Genomic DNA, 26202 nt, shown 5'->3' on the forward strand with positions numbered 1-26202 from the left:
GGAAGGAAGCGGATGAGCAGCATCGTGGGCCACTGGATCGACGGCACGGAGGTGACCGGCGACTCCGGACGCACCTCGGACGTCTTCGACCCGGCGACGGGCAAGCTCGCGCGGCGGGTCGCGTTGGCCGGCCCCGACGAGGTCGAACGGGCGGTGGCCGCCGCGAGCGCCGCGTTCCCCGGCTGGCGCGACACCGCCCTGGCCCGCCGCACGCGCGTGCTGTTCGCGTTCCGGCAGTTGCTCGACGAGTCGGCCGACGCGCTCGCGGAGATCATCACCGCCGAGCACGGCAAGGTCCTGTCCGACGCGCGCGGCGAGATCGCGCGCGGCCTGGAGGTCGTCGAGTTCGCATGCGGCATCGGGCACCTGCTCAAGGGCGGGCACACCGAGAACGCGTCCACGGGCGTGGACGTGCACTCGCTGCGCCAGCCACTCGGGCCGGTCGCGGTGATCAGCCCGTTCAACTTCCCGGTCATGGTGCCGCTGTGGTTCGTGCCGGTCGCGATCGCGGCGGGCGACACCGTGGTGCTCAAGCCGAGCGAGAAGGACCCGTCGGCCGCGCTGTTCCTGGCCGAGCTGTGGCGGAAGGCCGGACTGCCCGACGGCGTGTTCACCGTGTTGCAGGGCGACAAGGTCGCCGTCGACGGACTGCTCGACCACCCGGCGATCAAGGCCGTGTCGTTCGTCGGCTCCACGCCCGTGGCCAAGTACGTCCACCAGCGCGCGAGCGCGGCGGGCAAGCGCGTGCAGGCGTTGGGCGGCGCGAAGAACCACATGGTCGTACTGCCCGACGCCGACCTCGACCTCGCCGCCGACGCCGCGATCAACGCCGGGTTCGGGTCGGCGGGCGAGCGGTGCATGGCGATCAGCGCGCTGGTGGCCGTCGGTCCGATCGCCGACCCGCTGGTGGCCGCGATCGCCGACCGGGCCCGCGCGCTGCGCACCGGCGACGGCCGACGCGGCTGCGACATGGGACCGCTCGTGACCGCCGAACACCGGGACAAGGTCGCGGGCTACATCGCCGCCGGTGCCGACGCCGGTGCGACCGTGGTCCTGGACGGCCGGGACGTCGTGCCCGACGCGGACGGCTCCGGCTTCTTCGTCGGCCCGACCGTGCTCGACCACGTCACGCCGGACATGTCCGTCTACACCGACGAGATCTTCGGCCCGGTGCTGTCCGTGGTCCGCGTCGACACCTACGCCGACGCGGTGGCGCTGGTCAACGCCAACCGGTACGGCAACGGCACCGCGATCTTCACCCGCGACGGCGGCGCGGCCCGCCGGTTCGAGAACGAGATCGAGGTCGGCATGGTCGGCATCAACGTGCCGATCCCCGTGCCGGTGTCCTACTACTCGTTCGGCGGCTGGAAGGACTCGCTGTTCGGCGACACGCACGCGCACGGCGCCGAGGGCGTGCACTTCTTCACCCGCGGCAAGGTCGTCACGTCCCGCTGGCACGACGGCGGGCCGCGCGGCGTCGACCTCGGCTTCCCCCGCAACGACTGAAGGACGGCACATGACGCGCACCGAACCCGGACCCACGGCGACGCAGGCCCCGGCGGCGGACTGGGGACACCTGTGGCCGCACTTCACCCGGCTGTCCGCGCCGCGCACGCCCCTGATCACCCGCGCCGAGGGCGCCTACCTGTACGACGAGCGCGGGCGGCGGATCCTCGACGGCCTGTCCGGGCTGTTCGTCGTGCAGGCCGGGCACGGTCGCCGCGAACTCGCCGAGGTGATGGCCGAGCAGGCAGCCGAACTGGCGTACTTCCCGGCGTGGGGTTACGCCACACCGCCGCAGATGGAGCTGGCCGACCGCCTCGCCGCCGCCGCACCCGGCGACCTCGACCGCGTGTTCTTCACGACCGGCGGCGGCGAGGCAGTGGAAAGCGCGTGGAAGGTGGCCAAGCAGTACTTCAAGCTGACCGGCCGCCCGCTCAAGCACAAGGTGATCAGCCGGGCCGTCGCCTACCACGGCACGCCGCAGGGCGCGTTGGCGATCACCGGCCTGCCCGCGATGAAGCAGCAGTTCGAACCGCTGACACCGGGCGGTTTCCGGGTGCCCAACACGAACTTCTACCGGGCACGCGAGCACGGCGACGACCTGGAGGCGTTCGGCCGCTGGGCGGCGGACCGGATCGAGGAGGCCATCCTCTTCGAGGGTCCCGACACCGTCGCGGCCGTCGTGCTGGAGCCGGTGCAGAACTCGGGCGGCTGCCTGACCCCGCCGCCCGGGTACTTCCGGCGGGTGCGGGAGATCTGCGACAAGTACGACGTGCTGCTGGTGTCCGACGAGGTGATCTGCGCGTTCGGCCGGCACGGGACCACGTTCGCGTGCGAGAAGTTCGGCTACCAGCCGGACATCATCACGTGCGCCAAGGGCATGAGTTCCGGCTATGCCCCGATCGGCGCGATGATCACCACGGCCCGCGTGGTGGAGCCGTTCCTGCGGGACAAGGTCGCGTTCCCGCACGGGTACACGTTCGGCGGCCACCCGGTGGCGGCGGCCGTGTCGCTGGCCAACCTGGACCTGTTCGAGGCCGAGGGCCTCAACCGGCGGGTGCTCGACAACGAGGGCGCGTTCGGCGACACCCTGCGCAAGCTGCTCGACCTGCCGATCGTGGGCGACGTGCGCGGCGACGGCTACTTCTGGGCCGTCGAACTGGTGAAGGACAAGAACACCCGGCAGACGTTGGACTTCGACGAGCGCGAGCACCTGATCCGCGGTTTCCTGCCCAAGGCGTTGTTCGACAACGGGTTGTACTGCCGCCCGGACGACCGCGGCGACCCGGTCGTGCAGGTGGCGCCGCCGCTGATCTGCGGCCAGGCCGAGTTCGACGAGATCGAGCAGATCCTGCGGCACACGTTGACGGAGGCGGCGAAACTGATCTGATTCCCGACAACCGTCGCACGCGCACGGCTAATCTCCCCCGTATGGAATCGAGGGGGATGCGATGAGACGGTTACCGGTCCTGCTGCTGCTTCTGCTGGCCGCCGCCGGGTGCGCGATGGTGACCGACCTGACGGACCTCGCCACGAGGTTGGAGAACGAGGGCTACACGGTCGTCCGGGTGCACCACGACGTCACCAACGCCGTGGACACCCTCACCGTGGAGGTCAAGAACGCGGTGACCTCCGCCGGGGAGAAAGACCCGGCGGAGGTCGCCTGGACGAAGTACACCGGCGAACTCGACGAGCTGGTGGTGCGGCTGGACGGCCGGGAGTCCACCTACTCCGCGATCGAGCTGGAACGCCGGTTCGGGCCGCGTGACGAGCAGTCGTCCAGCACGGTACCGATCGTCCTCGCGGTCCTGTTCGTGGTCGGCTGTGTGGTGACGGCCGTGGTCGTCGTGGCCGCCAAACGCGACCGGGCGTCCTGAACTACTTGTCGTCCCGGGACTCGCGGGCCTTGCGCCGCTGCTCCTCGGCACGTTCGCGGCAGCGGCGCAGGAACTCCTCGTCGGACTCCCGGTCCGCGGCGGCGAACCGCCCCGGCCGGTCGTACTCCGGGAACGACCGCGCTTCCCGCTCGTAGGCCCGCGACCGCACGCCGACCCGTGGCGGTCGTCCCGCGACCAACCACGCGATCGAGCCGACCAGCGGGAAGAACAGCACGATGAGCAACCACGCCACCTTGGGCAGGTGCCGCGTGTCACCGTCGTCGGTCGTGATGACGTCGACCACGCAGAACAACCACAGCCCGAGCATGAGCAGCCCGAAAGTGCCACCGAGATAAGGCATTGCCGACCATCCCCCCGGATGTCCACCGCGTCGGCCGACGCGGGCGGGAGAACGGTAGCGCACCCCGTCACGCAGGGTCGCGCGGCGCACACCACCGGCAACCCCAGGGGGCGGCCTTCAGCGCGCGGCCAGCCACCCGATCAGCAGGAACGTCCCGTACACCAGCACGAGCGGCCCCAACCACAGGTCGGGCCGCGTCCGGGCCCGGCTGTCGCCGTCCGGCACGGCGGACTCGGCGTTCACGACCGCCGCCTTCATCTCGTTCTGCAACCGGTCCCCCGACAGCACGGTCGCCAACGACCGGCTCGCGATGATCGGCCGGTGCACCCGCCCGTCGCGCAGCCTCAACTCCAGCGCGCCGTCGGCCTCGACCGACTCCACCGCGGTCCACGGAATGCTGGTCCGACTGAGCCAGTTCACGACGACGAGTCCGCGTTCCCGGATCTCGATCCGGGGATGTGGACCGACGAGCAGGATGAACCACAGGAAAAGAGTCATGACCGACACGAACCTCACCTGGTCTCCGAACCCGGCTCCCGCCGGCGGATCCAGCAACAGGTAAAGCGTGCCCGCGACCGTACCGACGGCGGCGACACAGCCGAAGATCACCTCCGACCGTCGACGCACGACCGACGAAACCGGCCCCAGTTCCCTGCCCACGGCACCCTCCTTCTTCATTCGGGAGTCTCACGCAGGAACATGACGAAACGGACACGAGTCGTCATGAAGTCCTTTTAGGACACAACCGCGAGCCTCGCTCCCTGCCGTCGACTCTCGCGTACGGGTGGAAGGTCGCGGTGGACATGCGACGGTCGGGGCCGGGCCGAACGCCGAGTCCTCACATCCGGATGCTTCCCGTCGGGCGGATCCCGGTGTGGACAGAGGCCGGTGGCCGCGTGGGGAGACACGCGGCCACCGGCAGGGGGAAGGGCTCAGCGGGCTTCCGCCTTGCGCCAGGCGGGACGGCGGGCGTTCGTGACCCAGCGGAGGACCCATTCCGCCGGGCCGTACTGGTGGTGGCGCAACCACCAGGCGCTCGCCGCCACCTGACCCGCGAAGACGAGCACCGCGAGCCCCATCGTGGCCGCTGGGGAGAACGAACCGGCCAGGCCGAAGCCGACGCCGGTGAACAGGACGAGCCCGACGACGGACTGGCCCAGGTAGTTGGTCAGCGCGATCCGGCCGGCCGGGGCCAGGGTGTCGCGCAGGAACTCCGTGCGGGGGCTGTGCATCATCCGGAGCAGGGTCGCGACGTACGCGGCGGTCAGCAGCGGCGCGGTCGCGACGCTCGCGGCGGATGCCAGACCCGTACCGGCCCCACCGCCCAGCGCGAAGGCCAGGCCGCCGGCGATGCCGATCGGGTAGCCGATCAACTGGAGGCGGCGCAGGATCGGCTCGTCGCCCCGGACGTTCGCGAGCAGGCGGCGCCGACCGGCGACCATGCCGAGCAGGAACAGCGCCAGCGAGGCCGGCCCCTGGAACGAGACGGCCTGCGCGATCAGGAGCACGAGGCCACCGAGGTTGTGGTCGATCACGTCGCCCCAGCCGCCGAGCATGGCCTGGGTGGCGTGCGCGCCGTTGGCCAACGCCTCGGCCTCGCCGGGCAGGTAGGTCGAGCTGTCCACGAACAGGCCACTGGCGACCATGATCAGCAGGACCACGCCGTACACGATCGCGGCCACACGCAGCGCCGTGCGGTCGCTCGCGTTGCGCATCCAGAACAGGACCAGGCAGGCCACGGCGTAGGTGGTGAGGACGTCACCGCCATAAAGGAACGCGGTGTGCAGGGCACCCAGGACGAACAGTCCGCCGATCCGACGCAGCATGCGGGGCCCGAACGCCGCTCCGGCCCGCTTCGCCGCCTCCAACTGGAGGGTGAAGCTGTAGCCGAACAGGAACGAGAAGAGCATGTAGAACTTCATGTCGATGAACACCGAGGACAGGCCGCGCACGAAGTTGTCGAAGACCGACGAGTACTCCGGGTCCGTCACCAGGTTCCCCGGGTAGCCCGAGGACATGAAGGTGATGTTGACGATGAAGATCCCCAGCAGTGCGAGCCCGCGTACCGCATCCAGGTCCTGGACCCGGTTCCGGATGGCGGCGACTGATGCCGTCATGAGCGTGTTCCCCCGACTCGAGTTAGTGTCCCGAGGATACTATCCCATGGACACTATCTAGCGGAAGGCACTGTCATGGATCACCCCGAACTGCCGCCCGACCTGGGCAGACTGTGGCGCGTCCCGCCACCGAAACGGCTGGGGAGGCGGGCCGAGCTGGACGTCGACCGGGTCGTGCGCGCCGCCGTGGAGCTGGCCGACCGGGACGGCGTCGACGGCGCGACGCTCCAGAAGGTCGCGCAGGAGCTGGGCTTCACGAAGATGTCCCTGTACCGGCACATCGGGTCGAAGGAAGAGCTGTTCGAGCTGATGGTCGACCACGCCACCGGTCCCGCCCCGGACCTGGGCCGCACGGGCTGGCGTGCGGGCGTCCGGGACTGGGCGACCGCCATGCGGGCCCGGTTCACCGAGCACCCGTGGATCACCGACGTGCCGATCTCCGGCCCGCCGCGCGGGCCGAACGCCATCGGATGGATGGACGCCCTCCTGCACGTGCTGCGCGACAGCGGCCTCGACCTGGGCACCCAGGCGGGCGTGATGACGCTGGTCAGCGGTCACGTCCGCAACGCCCTGCTGCTGACCCGCCAACTGGAGGCCGGCCGGCACGGCACCGGCCGGAGCCAGGCCGAGGTGGAGCGGGACTACGGCCGGGCGCTCGCCGCGCTGGTCGACCCGGCCCGCTTCCCCGACGCGGCACGCCTGTTCGCCGCCGCGGTCTTCGAACCACCGCCCGGACCTCCGGTGGACCCGGCCGACCACGACTTCGCGTTCGGCCTGGACCTGATCCTCGACGGTGTCGCCGCGGCCGTGGACCGGGCCGGCGGCTGACCCCCGGGCCGGTCGGGTGCCACCCGGCCGGCCACCGGGCCGAACGCGTGGCCCAGGGTGCGCGAACGCGTATTTCGGGGTGTCCGAGTGCGTATCTCAGGGTGCCTGAGTGCGTATTTCGGGGTGTCGGAGTGGAGGACTCGCGCGTCAGCCGTTGAGGCCGGACTCCGTGGCGCCGCGCACCAGGTGGCGTTGCAGCAGCACGAACACCAGCACGATGGGCATGATCGACACCGCGGCGGCGGCGAACAGCAGGGTGACCTTGGGGTTCTGGGACGTCAACAGGCCGCTCAGCGCCACCTGGACCGTCCACGTCGACGAGTCCTGCGCGATCACCAACGGCCACAGGAACTGGTTCCAGCTCGCGATGAAGTCGATCACCGCGACGGCCGCGAAGTACCCCTTCGAGTTCGGCACGACGATCCGGCGGAACACGCCCCACCGCGACAAGCCGTCCAATCGGCCGGCGTCCTCGAGCGCGGCGGGGAAGTCCACGAAGTACTGCCGGAACAGGAAGACGTTCAGGGCGCTGAACAAGCCCGGCACCACCAGCCCGCGCAGGTCCGACACCCAGCCCAGGCTCGACACCACGACGAAGGCGGGCAGGAACGTCACCGCCGTCGGCACCATCAACGTCGCGACCACGGCGTAGAACACGAAGGACGCGTGCCGGTACGGCACCCGCGCCAACCCGTAGCCCGCCATGGAGCACAGCACCAGTTGGCCCGCGGTCTGGAGCACGGCCACCACGGTCGAATTCAGCAGGCTGCGCGTGAAGGACAGTCCGGTGTCGGTGAACAAGGCCGTCACCGTCGACCACCCCGTGCCCAACCCCGAACGCACCAGCACCACGAAGGGCAGCAGGAACAGGACGGACGCGACGAGCAACGCCACCCACCGCAGGACCCTCATCCGCGCCTCCGCAGGACCCGACCCGACAGCAGCGTCACCAACGCGATCACGCCCGCCAGGACCACCGCGCCGGCACTGCCCCGGCCCAGGTCCTGGGCACCCGAACCCAGCGAGTTGTAGTACAGGTAGACCAACGGCGGCCGGGCGAACGGCGGATAGCCGCGCGAATCGCCGAGGACGTTGTAGAACTCGTCGAAAGCCTGGTAGGCGTTGATCAGGTTCAGCGTGAACACCGCTACGAGCGCACCACGCAGGCCCGGCAGGGTCACGTGCCGGAAGGTCTGCCACGGGGACGCGCCGTCGGTCCACGCCGCCTCGTACAGGTGCTTCGGAATGCGTTGCAGCGCCGCGAGCAACAGGATCATGAAGAAGCCCAGTTGCAACCACAACCGCACGGTCACGAGCACGACCCAGTACAGCGGCGGGTCCACCTGACCCACCCACGCCACCGGCGCCACGCCGAACCAGCCGAGCACGGTGTTCGCCACGCCGGAGTCCACTCCGGAGAACAGCGCCATCTTCCACACCAACGCGGCGACCACGTACGAGCACGCGAAGGGCAGGAAGAACACCGAGCGGAAGAACGCACGGGCCACCTTCACCCGGTCCACCAGGAGTGCGAGTCCCAGGGAGAGCGCCATGGTCAACGGGATCACGAACGCCGCGAACACCGTGAACGTGCCGATGCTGTCCAGGAAAGCGCGGTCGGACAGCACGGCCGCGTAGTTCTCCAGACCGACGAACGACGTCGGCGTCACGGTGTTGCGCGCGTCGAACAGGCTCAGGTACGCGCTCCACCCGATGGGCAGGTAGGTGAAGAGCAGCAGCCCCACCGCGAACGGGCCGACGAACAGCCAGAACGCGAGCGTGCTCCGCCGGTTCACCGCCGCCCGATCTCGCGCCGCGCCGTCTCCACCGCCGCCCGCAGCTCGCCGGACGCGTCGGCCCCGGACCGGGCGATGCGGGACACGGCGTCCGACAGGGCCGTGTTCGCCGCGGCCGGCCAGCGCGGCGGGCTCGCGATGCGACCGCCCGACGTCACGAAGCCGACGATGTCCTTGCCCGGACCCGAATCCAAGGACTTCGACGCCAGGCTCGCGCGGGCGGGCAGGTGGGCGCCGAACGCGGTCGCGAACTCGGTCTGGTACTCGGTCTTCTCGACCCACAGCCATTTCACGTACGCCTTGGCCGCTTCCACGTCGGCACTGCGGGAGTTCACCATCGCGCTGAACGCGCCCACCGGCACGGACTCCGCCCCCGCGGCGTCCAACCGGGGGAACGGCAGCACGCCGACGTCCGAGCCGTGCGCGGCGGTGATCTTGGGCAGGTTCCACAGGCCCGTCCACTGCATGGCGACCAGGCCGTCGACGAACGCGCCGGGGTCGGCCCAGTCGGTGGGCGCACCGAGCAGCAGACCGCCGCCCTCGTGCAGGGCGCGCAGCTTCCCGAATGCCGTGGCGGCACGCGGGTCGTCGAACCCGGGACCGTTCCCGTCCGCCGACAGGAAGTCCAGTCCGGCCGACCAGAGCAGCGGGCCGGTCAGCACGGCCACGCCGCCGTCGTTGCCCGCGAACAGGCCCCGCACACCGCCGGTGTTCAGGCGGGCGGCGGCGTCGACCAGTTCGTCGAGCGACCGGGGCGGCGCGACGCCGGCCTTCGCCAGCAGGCTCGGCCGGTAGTAGAGCACCTGGGTGTCGATGGCCTGCGGGATGCCGTAGAGCCTGCCGTCGACGGTCTGGGCTTCCAGCAGCGTGCGCACGAAGTCGTCGCGGGTGTCGCCGAGCAGGTCGTCCAGCTCGACGACCTGCTTCTGCCGCACCCAGTCGACCTTGACCTGCGCCTCGAACACGTCCGGCACCGCGCCGTTCTGGAGCGCGGTCAGGAGTTTGGAGTCGTAGTCGCCGGGGTTCCACTGCACCTCGACCTTGGCGTCCGGGTACGCGGCGGCGTAGCGGCGCACGGCGTCCTGCACACCGTCTTCCCCGTACGCGTGATACCAGTGGCGCAACGTCCCGTCCGCCGATCCGCCGCGCCCGGTGTTCGTGCCGCACGCCGCGAGCCCCAGCAGACCCGCGACGGCCAGGAACGACCGCCGGTTCACCCCCGTGCCCATCCCGACCCCTCTCCCCCGTGCGGATCACCCGTCGGCCCATCGAAGCGCGGTCGTCGAGCGCCTGTCGACCATTCCCACCAGCCGGACCCGAGCCTGCCGGCCGGCACCAAGATCCGCTCGACGGCGGCGGGAGCGGGTGGGGATTCCCGATTGTCCGGTGGGCACGGCACATCCGAAGGCCCACGGGGAAGGTGCGGGCCGGGCTCGGGCACGCGGAGGAGCGGCTGGGCAGGGCCAGGGCGGGACGGCCGAGAGGCAGGGGCGGGTCGTCGGCGCGGTCAGCCGGACCTGCGGCGCCGGTAGGCGCGCTGTTGGCAGGCCCGCGAGCAGTAGGCACGCGGCCGTCCCGAGGCCGGCTGTTCGACCGGACCACCACACGTCCGGCATGTTTCATCACGCTTTTCATCACGCTGCTTGATCAGCAGTTCGATGCCGTCGAGCACGCGCGCCAACCCGAACCCGAAGGTGTCCAACGGGTCGTCGAAGCCGCCGTCGCGCCAGAGCGCGGACAGCGTCGGATAGCGGTCGAGGTGGGCGTACAGGGAGTGGCGCGCACCCCACCACCGCTCGTGGTCGACCCCGCTCGCCCGCTCGGCCTCGACGGTCTCCAGCAGCACCAACGCCTCCGCCTCGACGAACCGGCCGACCAGCCCCGCGGCCGCGACGACCTCGGCGGGCGCGAGCGCGGTGCCGGCGAGGACCGCGAGCATCCGCTCGTAGGCCACGATCCCGTTCGGGCCGGGCAGTCGCCGCGGGCCGCGCACCTGGGCCAGCCACGGATGCCGGCGGTGCACCTCCCACATCCGCCGGGCGCACGCGGTCAGCCCGGCCCGCCAGTCGCCCTCGGGCAGCGGTCCGGCGGACTCGGCGAGCACGGCGTCGCGCATGAGGTCGACCAGGTGGTCACGACCGGGCACGTGCCGGTACAGGGACATGGCCGTGTAGCCCAGGCGTTCGGCGACCTTGCGCATCGACAGCCCGTCCAGACCCGACTCGTCGGCCACCTCGACGGCCGCCCGCACGATCCGGCCCACGTTCAGCCCCGGGCCGCCGCCGTCGCCCCACAGCAGGTCGACCGCCAGATCTTCTTGCGCCACCGCACACCTCCGTGTTTATAGTATAAACTGGTTTATGTCGTATACCTCCCAGGAGTCTCCGTGACCGACTTCCACGTGTCCCCGACCGGGGACGACGCGAACCCGGGCGACGCCGGCCGGCCGTTCGCCACGCTCCACCGGGCGGTCGAGGCCGCCGGAACGATCACCGGGCAGGTAGTCGTGCACCTCGTCCCCGGAACGCACTTCCTCGCCGAACCCCTGGTGTTCGGCGAGAACTCCGGACCGATCCGCATCGAGGGGCGGGACGCGGTGCTCAGCGGCGGACGGGTGGTCGACGCATGGCGCGAGCGCGACGGCGTGTGGTCGGCCGATGTCGGCGGACTCGACACCCGCCACCTCGCCGCGGACGGACGCCGGGTCGAGCGGGCCGCGATCCCCGGCATCCCCGGCACCGCGAGCGCGAACGACACGGGTTACGTCACGGACGCCGTACTCGACTGGCGGCCGGGCGTCGAGTTCGTCTTCCGGGGCGTCTACCCGTGGACCGAAGCCCGCTGCCCCGTGGCCGAGGTCGTGCGCGACGGCGACACCACCCGGATCACCATGGCGCGGCCCGCGTTCGACCGCGCGAAAGAGCTGTACAACGCCACCTGGTACGGCAACACGCTGTCCGGCCCCGGTCTGCCGACCGGCGTCGAGAACGACCCGTCGTTCCTCACCCCCGACACGTTCGCGCTGGACCGGTCACGCCCCGGCCACCACGTGCTGCACTACTTCCCACTGCCCGGCGAAACTCCGCACGTGGTCGCCGCGGCCCTGGAGACGCTCGTGCACGCCGTCGGCGCACGCGACCTCTCGTTCCACGGCGTGACCTTCGCCGACAGCACGTGGCTGTATCCCGTCGGCGACAACGGTTTCCTGCACTACCACGGCAACGGGCACTACGTCGACGGCCCGATCGAGACCGTCGTCCTGGCCGAGGACGAGGCGTGGCTGACCGTCCCCGGCCGGTCGCGGCAGATCCCCGCCGCCGTACTCGTCGAGGACGGCACCGGGGTCGTGTTCGAGGACTGCCGCTTCACCCGCCTGGGCGCCACGGCCCTGGGCGCGACCGGCGGCACCGGCCTCGAGGTCCGCCGGTGCCGCTTCGACGCGCTCGCCGCGTCGGCCGTCGCCCTGACCGGCACCCGCGACGCGGTGGTGACGGACAACGTCGTGCGCGGGACCGGCCTGGACCACTCCGGTTCGCCGGGCGTGGCGCTGCTGGACACCACCGACTGCACGATCGCGCACAACGAGATCACCGACGTGCCGCACTGCGGGATCGTCGTCGGCCCCGGCCGGGGCACGCGGGTCCTGCGCAACCACGTCGCCGACAGCATGGGCGTCCTGGCCGACGGCGGCGGCATCTACCTGTCCGGACCGCAGGGCGACTCGCACGACGACGGTGCCGTGATCCAGGGCAACGTCATCGAGAACACCCGCACCCCGTACAACTTCGCGCTGTACACCGACTACGGCGCCGCGTGGGTGACCGTGGCGGACAACGTCGTCTTCCGCGCCGACAACAGCGCGACCCTGACCCCCAGCCCGCCGCTGCGCGAGGTGGTCTACCGCGACAACTTCTGGCACAAGGAACCGTCCGGCGCGGTGCCCGAGGGCGTCACCTACACGGGCAACGTGGTCCTGTCCGACGAAGCCGAACTGCTCGCCGCCACGGTCGACCTCCGCACGCGGGCAGGCGTCCGCTAATCCCGTTGCGCACCGCCCTCCGAAGTGACCAGGGTGGGCCGGATGAAGATCCTTTTCGTCACGCTGACCGGCCACGGACACGTCACGCCCACCCTGGCCCTGGTGGCGGAACTGGTGCGGCGTGGTCACCACGTCGACTACGCGACGAGCCACGTGGACGCGGTGGCCGCCGCCGGTGCCACCCCGGTCCCCCTGCCCGCTCCGGGCCCGTTCGACCCCGCGGGCGCGGACGTCGTGCCCCGGTGGTTCCGCCACTACTTCGCGGCGATGCGCGCGACCCACCCGATCCTGCTCGACCACTGCCGGCGCGACCGGCCCGACGTGATCTGCCACGACGCCACCAACTGGCCCGCCCGGATCGTGGCGCGGCAGCTCGACGTCCCGGCGGTCCGGTGCGTGCCGCACTTCGCGTCGAACGCGTCGTTCAGCCTGATGTCGCCCGACCTGGTGGCACACCTGGCCGACGACTGTGCCGCGTTCGCCGCCGGACAGGGCGTCGACCTCACCCCGGCGGACACGCTGGACTCCCCCGAGGCCGTCAACCTCGTCCTGGTGCCGCGGGAGTTCCAGCCCGCCGGGGAGACGTTCGACGACACGTTCCACTTCGTCGGCCCGCTCCTGGGCGACCGGGTCGACGAGCCCTGGACCCCGCGCCACCCGGACCTGCCGCTGCTCTACGTGTCGCTGGGCTCGATGATGACCGACGCGGCCCTGTACCGGGCGTGTGTCACGGACTTCGCCGACGGCGCATGGCAGGTCGCCCTGCACGCCCGGACGACCGACCCGGTTCCGTCCACTGTGGACGTCCGTGACTGGTTCCCCCAGCCGGCGGTCCTGCGGCACGCACGGGCGTTCGTCACCCACGGCGGGATGAACTCGACCATGGAGGCCCTGTACCACGGCGTGCCGCTGATCGTGCACCCGCTGCCCCCCCGAGCAGGAGGCGAACGCCGACCACATCCGCGCTTTGGGCCTGGGTGAACGCTTGGCGGACCCGGCCGACCTGCGCGCGGTGGTGGACCGGGTCGCCGCGGACCCCTTGATCCGCCACCGCGTGGACCGGATGCGGGACGCCGTCCACGCGGCGGGCGGCGTCGGACTCGCGGCGGACCTGGTCGTCGGCCGCCGCTGAGTCGCAGGTGCTGAGTCGCAGGTTCCGGGTCACCGGTTCCAACCGGTGCAGCGCCACCGGTCGATGTCGGGCCAGGAGGCGATCAGCGCGTCGGCGAGCGTGCCGCCGAAGGCGACCGTCGACTCGTGGGAGGCGAAGCAGATCCAGTCGAGGGTCTCGTCGCACCAGACCTTCTCCACGCCCTCGTACCACGGCACGAACAGGTCGAGGTCGATCACCCGGCCGTCCGAACGGTTGCCCTCGTCCAACTCGACGACCCGACCCGAGCCCAGGCCGCGCAAAGCCCGGAGCACCAACTCTTCGCCCGGACCGTCCCACATCGCCTCGACGCGCAACACCAGCACGTCCGCCGGCGGGTCGTCGACGATCGGATACCAGACCTGGTCCCGCAGCCCCCACCGCGACACCAACCGGTCGGTCCAGAGCGAGAACTCCTCGACGCTCAACACGCGCCGGTAAGGCAGCGGCGCCACCGGCTCGTCCGACGTCGACCAGTCCCGGACCGCCTCCCGGAACAGGAGGCGTTCCGCCTCCTCCGCCGCCACCGCGACGCGATCGGTCCCGTGGGTGGGCGCCCGGAAAGCGGCGGCGGTCAACGCGGCGGCGAGGGCGCGGGGTTCGGGGAGGTCGTCCGGGTCGAGCCTCTCGACCTCGTGCGGGATCTCGGCTGCCAGCACGTCCAGCGGGAACGCCCGCTCGTGCTCGACGCGGTACCGGCCGTGGGGAGAGCGCACGCCCATCGACTCGCCGTGGCGCACCACGTCGTCGTGGCACGCTGCCAGGTGGCGACGCGCCGCCGTGTGCAGCGACCGGGAATCCATTCCATGATCGTGCACAGGGCGACCGGCCCCGGACAAGCGGATTCGGTCCGGGGCAGACCCGCGAGGGCCTGCCCCGGACGTCGGCCTCAGCTCCGGAGCTGGCCGCGCACCGCGCCGTTGGGGTACGCGGCGTTGTGCACGTTCACGTAGAACCGACCGGGGTTGCGACGGAGTTCCTGGGCCAGGTCGCGGTCCACGTCGACACACCCGGAGACCGAGCCGGACGTCGGGGCCGGGAGGGTGACCTCGACCGGTCCCGCCTGGCCGATCCGGCCGCGGTGGATGTGCGCGGCGGTCGGCGCGTCGACCCGGCGGACCAGCAGCGCCACACAGACCTGGTCACGGTGGACGACCACCTTGGCGTAGCCGACGCCGTCCGGGTCACCCGGTCCGGGTACTTCGTTCGGGCCTGACAGGTTCGCTTCGTGCGTGCGTCCGCCGCCCAACAGGCTCAGGTCCAGATCCAGGTCGACGTCCAGGAGCGGATCGGCCGACGCCGCCGCCGGTGCCAGACCTCCCAGCGCCAACGCCGCGATCACGGGAACCACGAGCCGCAATGCTGCCTTCACGACCAACCTCCACGGAATGCGATCCATCGGTCACCCGAGGTTCGCACCCGACGGAGGTTTCCGGTTCACATGTCCACACGATGTGCTGACAGCACGGCATTCCACCCGGCACGATCGCCGGAAGAGTCCTATAGGGACGGCTCAGCGACCGATGGCGGCCAACACCGCCGACGCGATCGTCTCGTGCCCGGCGGGGGTGGGGTGCACGTCCTCGTGCGCGCAGAAGTACGTCAGCGTGCACACCTTCGCGACCGGGTCGGGCACCGGGCCGTACGCGGTGTCCACCGAGGCGCCGTCGAGCGGGTCGTAGCCGCCGGTCACGGCCGTGACGTCGACGAACTTCGCGCCGATCTTCCCGTACTCGGCGGACAGGGCCGGGTTCAGCACGTCGCGGAACAGCGGCACGGACGTCCGCGCGAGCGCCTGCCCGTCGGGCAGGCGTGCCGACACCCACGCCCCGAGGAACACGTCCGGGTAGGTCAGCCCCACGATCGGGGCATCGCCGGCGGCCTCGCGCAGCGCGGTCAGGATCGCGGCCAGGTTGGTCCGGACGTCCTCGATGCCTCGCGCGACGCACCCCAGGACATCGGGTCCGGCGACGCACGCGGACAGGTCGTTGCCCCCGATCACCACGGTCACCAACCCCACCCGCCCCCGGTTCGCGCGCAACTCCCGCACCGCCGCGTCGAGCTGCGTCGCCGCGGGCTCCGGCGCGTCGACCGCCCGGTTCGCGACCGCGCACCCCGTGTCCTGACGGACCTGCGCGGACGTCGCCCCGCTGCACGCCACGTTGACCAGCCGGAACCCCGCACGCCGGCCGACGAGGTACGCGAACCCGTCGGCGGACGACCCCGCCGGGTTGCCCACGTCGGCGGGCCGGTAGCCGGTGGCGTACGAGTCCCCCACCGACACGTACACCTGTTCGGCCGAGGTCGACGTGACGACGGGCTCGTCCACCGGCCCGCCGGTACACGCCGCCAGCACCACCGACACCCCGACCAGTACCGCCACCCGCACGCCACACCTCCGTTAGGTGATCTTCTCCGGACCCAGCGTACCCACCGGCGATCAGTCCACTATGGAGTGACACCGCCGCACCCGTCCGACGGGCCGCCGGGTACCGGAGCCGGCCGCGCGGGGACCGGTCTCCTTGCCTGTAAAGGGCTTCCCACCTGGTGGAAGGGCAATTATTTTCGCGCGTCGCAAAATTGACCCGCCCGGACCGGGCTCCACATCCTTGGCCTCGGGGAACAGGTTTCCCCGGTTCCCGGTCGACGATGTTGGAGTTGTCATGTCCGAACGGCAGTTGCACCTCAACGCCTTCCTCATGGGCGTCGGTCACCACGAGGCCGCCTGGCGGCACCCGCGCACGGACCCGTCCCGGCTCGACGACGTCCGCCACTACGCGAACCTCGCGGTGATCGCCGAGCGCGGCACGTTCGACTCGGTCTTCCTCGCCGACGGGGTCCAGCTCTTCGGCGACGTCCGGCACAGCATCGCCGCCGGGTTCGAGCCGCTCACGCTGCTGACCGCGCTCGCCGGCGCGACCAGCGGGATCGGGCTGATCGCCACCGCGTCCACCGGGTTCAGCGAGCCGTTCAACCTGGCCCGCTCGTTCGCCTCGCTCGACCACATCAGCGGTGGCCGCGCCGGGTGGAACATCGTGACCACGGCCGGGGACCGGGCCGCGCAGAACTTCAACCGGGACGCCAACGCCGAGCACGGCGAGCGCTACCGCCGGGCGGCCGAGTTCCTGGACGTCGTGACCGCGCTGTGGGACAGCTGGGAGGACGAGGCGCTCGTCGTGGACCCGGCGTCGGGCGTGTTCGCCGATCCGGACAAGGTGCACGAGATCAACCACCGGGGCGACTTCTTCCGGGTGCGCGGTCCGCTCAACGCCACCCGCGGCCCGCAGGGCCACCCGCTGCTGGTGCAGGCCGGGTCGTCGGAGGACGGCAAGGCGTTCGCCGCCGCGCACGCCGAGGCCGTCTTCACCGCGCAGCAGACGTTCGAGGAGGGCGTCGCGTTCTACGCGGACCTCAAGGGCCGCCTCGCCGCCCACGGCCGCACCCCCGACCAGCTGGTCGTGCTGCCCGGCATCGTGCCCGTCCTCGGCTCCACCGAGGAGGAGGCGGCCAGGCTCAACGACGAACTCGACGACCTGATCGTGCCGACCCGCGCCGTGCACCAGCTGTCCGAGCTGATCGGCTTCGACCTCACCGACCACCCGCTCGACGAGCGCCTGCCACCGTTCCCGCCGGTCACCCGGATCAACGGCGCCAAGAGCCGGTTCGAGCTGGTCCGCGACCTGTCCGAGCGCGACGGCCTCACGCTGCGCCAACTGCTGCGCCGGCTCGGCGGCGGACGCGGCCACCAGGTCGTCACCGGCACGCCCGAGGCGATCGCCGACCACATCGAGACCTGGTTCCGCGGCGGCGCGGCGGACGGGTTCAACATCATGGCCCCGTTGCTGCCCTCCGGCCTGGAGGAATTCGTGGACCACGTGGTCCCGATCCTGCGCCGACGTGGCCTGTTCCGCACCGAGTACACCGGCACGACCCTGCGCGAGCACTACGGCCTGGCCCGGCCGCGCAGTCGCTACTCCGCGCTCTCCGTCTGACCATCCCCACCACGACAGGAACAACTGCCATGACCTCCACCCGTAGGGACTTCCTCGCGCTGAGCCTGCTCGGCCTCGCCACGGCGGCCGTCGGCTGCGGCACGGCGGCCGGCGGTGGCGGCGAGGAGACGAAGACGCTGCGCTACCAGGGTTCCGTCGGCCAGGTGACCCCCGCCGAACTCGCCGCCGACCTGGGCTACCTGGGCGATATCAAGCTGGAGTGGGTCGGCAACACGATCAGCGGCCCGCAGGACATCCAGTCCGCCGCCACCGGCCAGATCGAGTTCGGCGGCGCGTTCAACGGCGCGGTCGTCAAGCTCGCCGCGGCGGGTGCCCCGATCCAGGCCGTGATCGGCTACTACGGCGTCGACAAGGACGCCTACAGCGGGTTCTTCGTCGCGGAGGACTCCCCCATCCGCTCGCCGCGCGACCTGATCGGCAAGAAGGTCGGCATGAACACCCTCGGCGCGCACTCCGAGGCCATGCTCGGCATCTACCTCCAGCGCGCGGGCCTGAGCCGGGAGGAGATCAAGGGCGTCGAGGCGCTGGTCGTGCCGCCGGTCAACACCGAGCAGTCGTTGCGGCAGAAGCAGATCGACGTCGGCGTGCTCGGCGGCGTGTTCCGGGACAAGGCGTTGGCGGCGGGCGGCATCCGGCCGTTGTTCACCGACTTCGAGCTCCAGGGCGCGTTCACGGCGGGCTCGTACGTGCTGACCAAGAAGTTCATCCAGCAGAACCCGAACACCGTCCGCACGTTCGTGACCGGTGTCGGCAAGGCGCTCGACTGGACCCGGGCCACGCCGCGCGACCAGGTGGTCGCCCGGTTCACCGAGATCGTCAAGAAACGCGGGCGCAACGAGGACACGGCCACGCTCCAGCTCTGGAAGTCGTTCGGCGTGGCGGGCACGGGCGGCCGGCTCGACGAGAAGGACTTCTCGATCTGGCTGGACTGGCTGTCCGGTCGCGACGAGGTGAAGAAGGACTCGGTCAAGACGGCCGAGATCTTCACCAACGACTTCAACGGGGCCAAGTCGTGACCGCCCGCATCACCCTGGACGGGATCACCAAGACGTTCCCGGTCCGGGACAAGGGCGTCCGCTCCGAGCTGACCGCGCTCGCGGGCATCGACCTGGACGTGGCGGCGGGCGAGTTCGTCGTCATCGTCGGGCCCAGCGGGTGCGGCAAGTCCACGCTGCTCGACCTGCTCGGCGGCCTGACCACGCCCACGTCCGGGCGCATCCTGGTCGACGGCGAGCCGGTCACCGGTCCGGGCCTGGACCGGGGCACGGTGTTCCAGCAGTACGCGCTGCTGCCGTGGCGGACCGCCCAGGGCAACGTGGAGTTCGGGCTGGAGGCCGTGGGCGTGCCGCGCCGTGAACGCGCCGAGCGCGCCCGCGAGTTCCTCGACCTGGTGGGCCTGGGCGGGTTCGAGCACCGGCACCCGCACGAGCTGTCCGGCGGCATGCGCCAGCGCGTGGCCATCGCCCGCAGCCTGGCCTACGACCCGGGCGTGCTGCTGATGGACGAGCCGTTCGCCGCGCTGGACGCGCAGACCCGCGAATCGCTCCAGGACGAGCTGCTGCGCATCTGGGAGCGCACCGGCAAGACGATCGTGTTCATCACCCACGGCATCGAGGAGGCGGTGTACCTGGGGCAGCGGGTCGCCGTCCTCACGTCGCGGCCCGGCCGGATCAAGCAGGTCGTGCCGATCGACCTCGGTTCGCGCACGGACACCGTCGACCTGCGGTCCAGCACGGAGTTCGCCCGGCACCGACACGAGATCTGGACGCTGCTGCACGACGAGGTGGCGCGCGCACAGGAGTGGGAGAAGACGGCATGAGCACCGTGGTCCTGGAGAAGCCGGAAGCACCGGCGGCGGTCCCGCCCCGACCCGTCGATCGCAGCGCTTTCCACGCGTTGCCCGGCCTGCTGGCGAAGGTCGTCCGCAAGACCGTCGCCGTGGTCGTGCTGCTCGTGGTGTGGGAGGTGGCGCCCCGGCTCGGTCTGGTCGACGCCACGTTCCTGCCGCCGTTCTCCGAGGTCGCGGTGGCCTGGTGGGAGCTGCTGCTCAACGGCCAGTTGGCCAGCAACACCGAGGCCAGCCTGGTCCGCTCGCTGTCCGGGTTCGGGCTGGCGGTCGGCACGGCCGTGCCGCTGGGCCTGCTGATCGGCTGGTACCGGCCGCTGGCCGACCTGCTGACCCCGCTGCTGGAGCTGTTCCGCAACACCGCCGCGCTCGCCCTGCTGCCGGTCTTCGTGCTGCTGCTGGGCATCGGCGAGACGTCCAAGATCGCGATCGTGTTCTACGCCTGCGCGTGGCCGGTGCTGCTCAACACGATCAGCGCGGTGCGCGACGTGGACCCGACGCTGCTGCGGCTGGCCCGGTCGCTGAACCTGCCGCCGCACCGGCTGTTCCAGAAGGTGATCCTGCCCGCGTCCGTGCCGACCGTGTTCACCGGCATCCGGCTGGCGGGCGCGGTGTCGATCCTGGTGCTGGTGGCCGCCGAGATGGTCGGCGCCAAGGCGGGTCTGGGCTTCCTGGTGAACTCCGCGCAGTTCAACTTCGCCGTGCCGCAGATGTACGCGGGCATCGTGACGATCTCCGTGATCGGCCTGCTGTTCAACCTGCTCCTCGTGTCGCTGGAGCGCCGCTTCACGTCGTGGAAGGGGAACCGGTGATCACGGCGGACGTCCTGGTCGTCGGCGGCGGTCCGGCGGCGACCTGGGCGGCACTGGACGCCGCGCGGGCCGGTGCGGACGTCGTGCTGGCGGACAAGGGGTACTGCGGGACGAGCGGCGCCACGGCCTCGGTCGGCACGGGCGTCTGGTACGTGCCGCCGGACCCGGCCGCGCGCGAAGCCGCGATGGCGAGCCGTGAGGCGCTCGGCGGCTACCTGGCGGACCGGCGGTGGATGGGCCGGGTGCTCGACCAGACCTACGCCAACGTCGCCGACCTGGCCGCGACCGGGCGCTACCCGTTCCCGGTCGGTCCGGACGGCGCACAACTGCGCACCGGGTTGCAGGGACCCGAGTACATGCGGCGGATGCGCGTGCTGGTCCGCCGGGCCGGGGTGCGCATCCTGGACCACAGCCCGGTGACCGAGCTGCTCGTGGACGACGACGGCGCCGTGGCGGGGGCCGCCGGGTACCGCAGGCAGGAGCACGAGGACTACGCGGTACGGGCGGGCGCGGTCGTGCTCGCCACCGGCGGGTGCGCCTTCCTCAGCAAGGCGTTGGGCTGCGACGTGAACACGGGCGACGGCGCGTTGTTCGCCGCCGAGGCCGGTGCCGAGCTGTCGGGCATGGAGTTCTCCAACGCGTACGGCATCGCGCCCGAGGGCACGTCGGTGACCAAGACCGCGTTCTACTCCTACGCCACGTTCTACCGCGAGGACGGCGGCGTGCTGGAAGGCGCGGGCAGTCAGCGTGGCCGGTCGGTGATCGCACGGACGTTGCTGACCGGCGAGAAGGTGTACTGCCGGCTCGACCTGGCCGACGACGCGGCGCAGCGGGCGATGCGCCTGGCCCAGCCCAACTTCTTCCTGCCCTTCGACCGCCAGGGCATCGACCCCTTCACCGACCGGTTCGCGGTGACGCTCCTGCTGGAGGGCACGGTGCGCGGCACCGGCGGCATCCGCGTCGTGGACGACGGGTGCGCGACCACCGTGCCCGGCCTGTACGCGGCGGGGGACGCGGCGACGCGCGAGGAGATCTGCGGCGGCTTCACCGGCGGCGGCAGCCACAACGCGGCGTGGGCGATGTCGTCGGGCACGTGGGCCGGCCGGGCGGCCGCGGCTTACGCGCGTTCGCTGGGTTCGTGGTCAGCCAGGCGCACCGCGCGGCCGGTCGGCGGCGCCGGGTTGCGGCCGACCGGGAAGCCGGTCGACGGGCACCGCGAGGTCGTGCGGGCCGTCCAGGACCAGGTCATGCCGTACGACAAGAACTACCTGCGGCACGGCGACGTGCTGTCCCACGCGGTGAAGGAACTGGACGACGTGTGGGTCGACGCGCGGCGCACGCTGCACGGCGACGTGGTCCGGTCACGCCAGGCCGCCGCCATGGTCGCGCACGCCCGGTGGATGTACCGGTCGGCGCTGGCCCGCACGGAGACCAGGGGCATGGCCAAGCGGCTGGACTTCCCGGCGCAGGACCCGGCCCAGCATCACCGGATCGTGACCGGCGGCCTGGACGAGGTGTGGACGGCGGTGGGGTCGTGATCGAACTCGTGTCGGCCCAGCGGTGCATCGCGTGCGACAAGTGCGTGAAAGTGTGCCCTACCAACGTGTTCGACCTCGGCGCCGACGGCATTCCGGTGATCGCGCGGCAGGACGACTGCCAGACGTGTTTCCAGTGCGAGGCCAACTGCCCGGTCGACGCGCTGTTCGTGGCGCCCACGACCGCACCGTTGCCCGTGCCGCCGACCGTCGACGACCTCGGCGGCCTGCTGGGCGGCTACCGCGCGCAGATCGGCTGGGGTCGGGGGCGCACACCCGGCGCGGCGCGGGCCGTCGGCCCGCCCCTGGGACCGACCGGTCGGTCGTCGCTCCTCGCGTGACCCACTCTGGGTCGTATCGGAAGTCCCGTTCGGCCCAGTCGCCCCGATATCGAAAGACTGACCCCTATCACCTAACGCCACTCACCCGAACAGACCAGTAACCACACCCGTTCGCACTCGATTCCTTCCCGTGAGTACACGACGCGGAAGGACGTGAGGGCGTTGAGACCCAGGCTTCTCGGATTGGCGACGGCGGCGGCGGTGCTCGCCGGCGGCACGCCGGCGTTCGCGGTCGACGGCAACCTGCCCGGCGGCACCAGCATCTCGGTGGACGTGACGGGCCCGGCGGCGGGCACGGTCGTCCCGCGCGGACCGGTCACGGTCACCGGCACGGCCGCGGTCGGCACCGGGGTGGCGGTCAAGGACACGGCGCTGACCTACGTGGTCGACGTGTCCGGCAGCACCCAGAACGGGTGCGCGGGCGGGACGATCCTCTCCTGCGAGAAGAGCGCGGTGGCCAACCTGAACACCGTCGCGGCGGCCACCGACAGCGTGGTCGGCGCCGTCGGCGCGGTCGTGTTCGGCTCGGCCGCCGCGACGGTCGACGTGAGCCCCGCGCCCGGTGACCAACTCCTGACCACGCCGGGCGCCGACGACAACGGCAACGGCGTGCGCGACGTCCAGGAGGCCGTCGGCTCGGCGGTGACCGGCGGCGTCACCCAGTTCACCGGCCGCAGCTTCGGCTCGGGCACCAGTTTCGTGCCCGCCGTCCAGGCGGCCGGGACCGTCACGGCCGCGCAGACAGAGGCACACAAGCTCGTGCTGTTCCTGTCCGACGGGTTCGCGTCCGGCGACGTGACCGGCCTGGCGGGTGCCGTGCCCGCGAACGTCGACTACCTGACGTTCGCGGTCGGCCCCGGATCGGCTTGCAACGGCGGCGACTACAACGCCTCGCTCCAGGCCATCGCCGACCTGACCGGCGGCACCTGCACGCCCGTGCCCGATCCGGCGAACCTGCCCGGCGTGGTGCCGGGCGTGATCGCGTCCAAGCTCACCGAGCTGACCCTGAGCGTGGACGGCGGCGCACCGTCGCCGGTCACGAACGTCACCGCCGGGTTGCCGAGCACCGGGCCCGCGCAGGTCTCCTACTCCGTCGACACCGGGTTCCTGGAGTCCGGCACGCATGAGCTGTGCGTGACCGCACGCGGCACGGACGGCGGCGGCGCCGGGTCCGTGGCCGACTGCACGACCGTGGTCGTGAACGACCCGCCGACCGTGGTGCCCGGTGGCCCTTACGCCGGGCAGGAAGGCGGTGCGGTCTCGCTGGCCGGCACCGTGACCGATCCGGACGGGCCGTCGCTGTCGACGTCGTGGACGGCGACCCCACTGTCCGGTGTGGACTCCGGCGCGACGTGCGTGTTCTCCGCGCCGAACGCCCTGAACACGACGGTCACCTGTGACGACGACGGCGTGTGGACGTTGTCGTTGAGCGCGAACGACTCCCTGCACCCGGCGGTCGTCGCGACCACGACGTTGAGCCTGACCAACGTGGCTCCGCAGGTGGGCATCTCGGCGCCGGCGGACGGCACGCTCGTGCCGCGAGGTGCGCCCGTGACCGTGACCGCGCCGTACAGCGACGTGGCCGCGCACGACACGCACACGTGCACCGTGGACTTCGCCGACGGCTCCGGGCCGGTGCCGGGGACGGTCGCGTCGGGCACGTGCACGGCCACCCGCTCCTACAGCACGGTGGGCGCGCACAACGTGCTGGTGACCGTGACGGACGACGACGGTGGCGCGGCGACCGCGACGGTGAAGGTCGTGTCGTACGTGCGTGCCGAAGCGTGGAGCCTGAGTTCCAGCGGACTGCTGTCGGTCTCGAAGCGTCCACACGCGACCTGTCCACCGTCGTCCGACCTGACCACGCAGACGGTGAACATCCTCGGACTGGGCTCGGTCAAGGCGCTGCACGCCGACTGCGCCCTGGACGTGCGTGACGGCCGGACCGACGCGGGTGCGGAGGTCTCGTCGGCGTCCCTGCTCGGCGGCGCGGTCACCGTGTCCGACATCGAGGTGAACTGCACCGCGGACGGGTCCGGCCTGGCGGGCTCGTCGCGCGTCGGGACGCTCAACGGGCAGCAGATCGGGACCACGCCGCGAACGATCGGGATCCCGGGCGTGGCCACCGTGCACCTCAACCAGGCCGTGGTCGGACCGAACGGCCAGTACGCGCACTACGCGGTCCGGGTGGTGACGCTGCTGGGCCAGGAGATCGTCCTGTCCGGGTGCCGCATGGGCTTCTGAGCCGGTCCGGTGGTGCGGTCGCTCCCCCGGCCGCACCACCGTTCGGTGCCGTGACGGGATCATCCCGGACGCGGTAATCGCACCCGTTCCCGCGCACCACGCCCGTCGCTAGCGTTGAGCGGCATGCTGGTACTGGTCGCAGGTTCTTCCGGACTGATCGGGAACGCGGTGGTGGCCGACCTCAGGGACGCGGGGCACGAGGTGCGCAGACTCGTCCGCCGTCCGGCCGAGGCCGACGACGAACGAGAGTGGGACCCGCCCGGCGACGTCGTCGCGGCCGACGCGCTGACCGGGGTCGACGCGGTGGTCAACCTGTGCGGGTCGGCCATCCGGGGGCGGTGGAACGCCAAGGACAAGCGGACCGTGCGGGACAGCCGGATCCACGCCACGCACGTGCTGTCCAAGGCGATGGCCGCGGAGGGGGTGCCGTTGCTGCTCAACGCGTCCAGCGTGAGCTACTACGGCAACACCGGCGACGTGGCCGTGGACGAGAGCGCCGGGTCGGGCGACGGGTTCCTCGCCCGCATGGTGATCGACTGGGAGGGCGCGACCGCGCCGGCCCGCGAGGCGGGCGTCCGCGTGGTGACCATGCGGACGGGTCTGGTGCTGTCGCGCGACGGCGGCCTGCTCAGCCAACTGCGCCCGATGGTGCGCCTGGGGCTGGGCGGGAAGCTGGGCGACGGTCGGCAGTACGTGTCGTGGATCAGCGTGGCCGACGTGGTCGCCGCGATCCGCTTCCTGTTGACGGACAGGGGGTTGAGCGGCCCGGTCAACCTGTGCGCGCCGGATCCGGTCACGAACGCCGAGTTCACCAGGGCGTTGGGCCGCGCCCTGCGCCGACCGGTGTTCATGACCATGCCGAAACCGGTCGTGCGGATGGCGTTCGGCGACGCGGCCGACGAGCTGGCGTTGAACAGCCTGCGCGTCGTGCCGACCGCGTTGCTCGACGCCGGTTTCCGGTTCCGCCACAGGGAGTTCGCCGCGGCCTTGGCCGACGTCCTCTGACGACACGCGGCCCCGGGGGTCTCCCGGGGCCGCGCTCCGCACATTTCTAGGCGGCGAGCCGGTAGCGCGTCTGGGCGTGCGGTGCCTTGCCGAAGGCCAGCACCTTGCCCGGCTCGATCCGCAGCAGCACGGCCGGGTGGCCGGCGACCTGCGCGACCCCGTCGACCAGTTCGAGGTTCCAGCTGTTGTCGCCGCCGTACTTGCGGTCGAACGCGTCCACGGCGACCTTGAGCAGGTCGGGGTCGGTGATCACGGTCGCGGCGCCCTCGACGACCACGTCCAGGCCGCTCATCCACTCGTTGTTGCCGGTGGTGGCGACGACCTTGTCGCTGTGCTCCAGGTTGCGCATCTTCTGCTCGAAGGCGGCGGTGCTGAAGTAGAGCGCGTTCTCGTGCCACACCGCGACGACCGGCGTGACGTGCGGGCGCCCGTCCCGGCGGATCGTCGTCAACCAGAACAGTTCGGCCCCTTCCAGCAGGGCCAGCGTGTCCGCCCACGGGGTGGGCTCGATGCCGGGGTCGCTGAATCGCACGTCGAGTTCCGCGACGGGCTGGCTGGTCGACATGGTTCTCCCTTTCACCGAGGACGGAACCTGTTGTCGGGCAACGAACTTCCGTGACCGAGGCTAGTGCCGCCCGTCGTGGGCCGACAACGCGATCGCGATCAGAACCGCTGTCGGGTCCGATAAGCCGGCACCGATAGGGTCGCCACGACTCCGCGCGCAAAGGACCATCG

The 26202-nt window shown here is 71.5% G+C and carries 26 protein-coding genes; 15 read left to right on the forward strand and 11 right to left on the reverse strand.

Annotation, left to right across the window (positions count from 1 at the left end):
* Window positions 1-12: 12 nt before the first annotated feature.
* The 3 genes from F4559_RS18470 to F4559_RS18480 all read left to right on the forward strand — a co-directional run bounded on the left by F4559_RS18470 (window position 13) and on the right by F4559_RS18480 (window position 3380).
* A complete protein-coding gene (locus tag F4559_RS18470; RefSeq protein ID WP_184670341.1) occupies window positions 13-1506 on the forward strand; it encodes a CoA-acylating methylmalonate-semialdehyde dehydrogenase in 1494 nt (497 codons plus the stop codon).
* 10 nt (window positions 1507-1516) lie between these two features.
* Entirely contained in the window at window positions 1517-2893 is a 1377-nt protein-coding gene (locus F4559_RS18475; protein ID WP_184670342.1) for an aspartate aminotransferase family protein, read from the forward strand.
* A gap of 61 nt (window positions 2894-2954) precedes the next feature.
* Window positions 2955-3380, forward strand: a complete 426-nt coding sequence (locus F4559_RS18480; RefSeq protein WP_184670343.1) for a hypothetical protein — start codon at window positions 2955-2957, stop codon at window positions 3378-3380.
* A 1-nt stretch (window position 3381) separates the two neighbouring features.
* Here the strand turns inward: F4559_RS18480 and F4559_RS18485 are convergent, their stop codons facing one another.
* The 3 genes from F4559_RS18485 to F4559_RS18495 form a co-directional block, all read right to left on the reverse strand.
* Complete coding sequence (locus F4559_RS18485; protein ID WP_184670345.1) at window positions 3382-3741, reverse strand: PLD nuclease N-terminal domain-containing protein; 360 nt, start codon at window positions 3739-3741, stop codon at window positions 3382-3384.
* Between the two features lie 117 nt (window positions 3742-3858).
* Window positions 3859-4239 carry a PH domain-containing protein gene (locus tag F4559_RS18490; protein WP_184670346.1) on the reverse strand — a complete coding sequence of 127 codons (381 nt, stop codon included), beginning with the start codon at window positions 4237-4239 and terminating at the stop codon, window positions 3859-3861.
* Window positions 4240-4673: 434 nt separating this feature from the next.
* A complete protein-coding gene (locus F4559_RS18495) occupies window positions 4674-5858 on the reverse strand; it encodes a DUF418 domain-containing protein (RefSeq protein ID WP_184670348.1) in 1185 nt (394 codons plus the stop codon).
* A gap of 75 nt (window positions 5859-5933) precedes the next feature.
* On the opposite strand from F4559_RS18495, the gene F4559_RS18500 reads away from it, so the two are divergent.
* Window positions 5934-6686: a TetR/AcrR family transcriptional regulator gene (locus tag F4559_RS18500; RefSeq protein WP_184670349.1), complete on the forward strand. Its 753-nt coding sequence runs from the start codon at window positions 5934-5936 to the stop codon at window positions 6684-6686.
* A 147-nt stretch (window positions 6687-6833) separates the two neighbouring features.
* Here F4559_RS18500 and F4559_RS18505 read toward each other — a convergent pair whose 3' ends face one another.
* From F4559_RS18505 to F4559_RS18520, 4 genes are all read right to left on the reverse strand, one after another.
* Window positions 6834-7598, reverse strand: coding sequence for a carbohydrate ABC transporter permease (locus tag F4559_RS18505; protein WP_184670351.1), 765 nt, complete (start codon window positions 7596-7598; stop codon window positions 6834-6836).
* Window positions 7595-8482, reverse strand: coding sequence for a carbohydrate ABC transporter permease (locus F4559_RS18510; RefSeq protein ID WP_184670352.1), 888 nt, complete (start codon window positions 8480-8482; stop codon window positions 7595-7597). The genes F4559_RS18505 and F4559_RS18510 overlap by 4 nt, the downstream gene beginning before the upstream one ends.
* Complete coding sequence (locus F4559_RS18515; protein ID WP_184670354.1) at window positions 8479-9711, reverse strand: ABC transporter substrate-binding protein; 1233 nt, start codon at window positions 9709-9711, stop codon at window positions 8479-8481. The genes F4559_RS18510 and F4559_RS18515 overlap by 4 nt, the downstream gene beginning before the upstream one ends.
* A gap of 278 nt (window positions 9712-9989) precedes the next feature.
* Complete coding sequence (locus tag F4559_RS18520) at window positions 9990-10808, reverse strand: TetR/AcrR family transcriptional regulator (RefSeq protein WP_184670355.1); 819 nt, start codon at window positions 10806-10808, stop codon at window positions 9990-9992.
* A gap of 60 nt (window positions 10809-10868) precedes the next feature.
* Between F4559_RS18520 and F4559_RS18525 the strand changes: the two genes are divergently transcribed.
* The 3 genes from F4559_RS18525 to F4559_RS34500 are packed head-to-tail and all read left to right on the forward strand — an operon-like array spanning window position 10869 to window position 13653.
* The gene (locus tag F4559_RS18525; RefSeq protein ID WP_184670357.1) at window positions 10869-12521 is read left to right on the forward strand and encodes a right-handed parallel beta-helix repeat-containing protein; all 1653 of its coding nucleotides are present in this window, start codon (window positions 10869-10871) and stop codon (window positions 12519-12521) included.
* A gap of 42 nt (window positions 12522-12563) precedes the next feature.
* Window positions 12564-13502: a glycosyltransferase gene (locus F4559_RS18530; protein ID WP_221447280.1), complete on the forward strand. Its 939-nt coding sequence runs from the start codon at window positions 12564-12566 to the stop codon at window positions 13500-13502.
* 4 nt (window positions 13503-13506) lie between these two features.
* Window positions 13507-13653, forward strand: a complete 147-nt coding sequence (locus tag F4559_RS34500) for a hypothetical protein (protein ID WP_221447281.1) — start codon at window positions 13507-13509, stop codon at window positions 13651-13653.
* A gap of 29 nt (window positions 13654-13682) precedes the next feature.
* Here F4559_RS34500 and F4559_RS18535 read toward each other — a convergent pair whose 3' ends face one another.
* From F4559_RS18535 to F4559_RS18545, 3 genes are all read right to left on the reverse strand, one after another.
* Window positions 13683-14474 (reverse strand): hypothetical protein, encoded by a 792-nt coding sequence (locus F4559_RS18535; RefSeq protein WP_184670358.1) that lies wholly within the window; start codon window positions 14472-14474, stop codon window positions 13683-13685.
* A gap of 86 nt (window positions 14475-14560) precedes the next feature.
* Window positions 14561-15043 (reverse strand): CHRD domain-containing protein, encoded by a 483-nt coding sequence (locus F4559_RS18540; protein ID WP_184670360.1) that lies wholly within the window; start codon window positions 15041-15043, stop codon window positions 14561-14563.
* Window positions 15044-15184: 141 nt separating this feature from the next.
* Complete coding sequence (locus F4559_RS18545) at window positions 15185-16060, reverse strand: GDSL-type esterase/lipase family protein (protein WP_184670361.1); 876 nt, start codon at window positions 16058-16060, stop codon at window positions 15185-15187.
* A 274-nt stretch (window positions 16061-16334) separates the two neighbouring features.
* Here F4559_RS18545 and F4559_RS18550 point away from each other — a divergent pair, with 274 nt between their 5' ends.
* From F4559_RS18550 to F4559_RS18585, 8 genes are all read left to right on the forward strand, one after another.
* Window positions 16335-17663 (forward strand): LLM class flavin-dependent oxidoreductase, encoded by a 1329-nt coding sequence (locus F4559_RS18550; protein ID WP_184670363.1) that lies wholly within the window; start codon window positions 16335-16337, stop codon window positions 17661-17663.
* Window positions 17664-17692: 29 nt separating this feature from the next.
* A complete protein-coding gene (locus tag F4559_RS18555) occupies window positions 17693-18700 on the forward strand; it encodes an ABC transporter substrate-binding protein (protein WP_184670365.1) in 1008 nt (335 codons plus the stop codon).
* On the forward strand, window positions 18697-19503 hold the full coding sequence (locus tag F4559_RS18560) for an ABC transporter ATP-binding protein (RefSeq protein ID WP_184670366.1): 807 nt from the start codon (window positions 18697-18699) through the stop codon (window positions 19501-19503). The genes F4559_RS18555 and F4559_RS18560 overlap by 4 nt, the downstream gene beginning before the upstream one ends.
* Window positions 19500-20342, forward strand: a complete 843-nt coding sequence (locus tag F4559_RS18565) for an ABC transporter permease (protein WP_184670368.1) — start codon at window positions 19500-19502, stop codon at window positions 20340-20342. The genes F4559_RS18560 and F4559_RS18565 overlap by 4 nt, the downstream gene beginning before the upstream one ends.
* Window positions 20339-21880 (forward strand): FAD-dependent oxidoreductase, encoded by a 1542-nt coding sequence (locus F4559_RS18570; protein ID WP_312865716.1) that lies wholly within the window; start codon window positions 20339-20341, stop codon window positions 21878-21880. The genes F4559_RS18565 and F4559_RS18570 overlap by 4 nt, the downstream gene beginning before the upstream one ends.
* Entirely contained in the window at window positions 21877-22218 is a 342-nt protein-coding gene (locus F4559_RS18575; protein ID WP_184670372.1) for a 4Fe-4S dicluster domain-containing protein, read from the forward strand. The genes F4559_RS18570 and F4559_RS18575 overlap by 4 nt, the downstream gene beginning before the upstream one ends.
* A 162-nt stretch (window positions 22219-22380) precedes the next feature.
* Window positions 22381-24462: a PKD domain-containing protein gene (locus F4559_RS18580; RefSeq protein ID WP_221447282.1), complete on the forward strand. Its 2082-nt coding sequence runs from the start codon at window positions 22381-22383 to the stop codon at window positions 24460-24462.
* A 123-nt stretch (window positions 24463-24585) separates the two neighbouring features.
* The gene (locus F4559_RS18585; RefSeq protein ID WP_184670376.1) at window positions 24586-25467 is read left to right on the forward strand and encodes a TIGR01777 family oxidoreductase; all 882 of its coding nucleotides are present in this window, start codon (window positions 24586-24588) and stop codon (window positions 25465-25467) included.
* Between the two features lie 46 nt (window positions 25468-25513).
* Here the strand turns inward: F4559_RS18585 and F4559_RS18590 are convergent, their stop codons facing one another.
* Entirely contained in the window at window positions 25514-26032 is a 519-nt protein-coding gene (locus tag F4559_RS18590) for a pyridoxamine 5'-phosphate oxidase family protein (protein ID WP_184670377.1), read from the reverse strand.
* Between the last annotated feature and the right edge of the window lie 170 nt (window positions 26033-26202).

It is taken from the genome of Saccharothrix violaceirubra (assembly GCF_014203755.1).
GTDB classification, from domain to species: Bacteria; Actinomycetota; Actinomycetes; order Mycobacteriales; family Pseudonocardiaceae; genus Actinosynnema; species Actinosynnema violaceirubrum.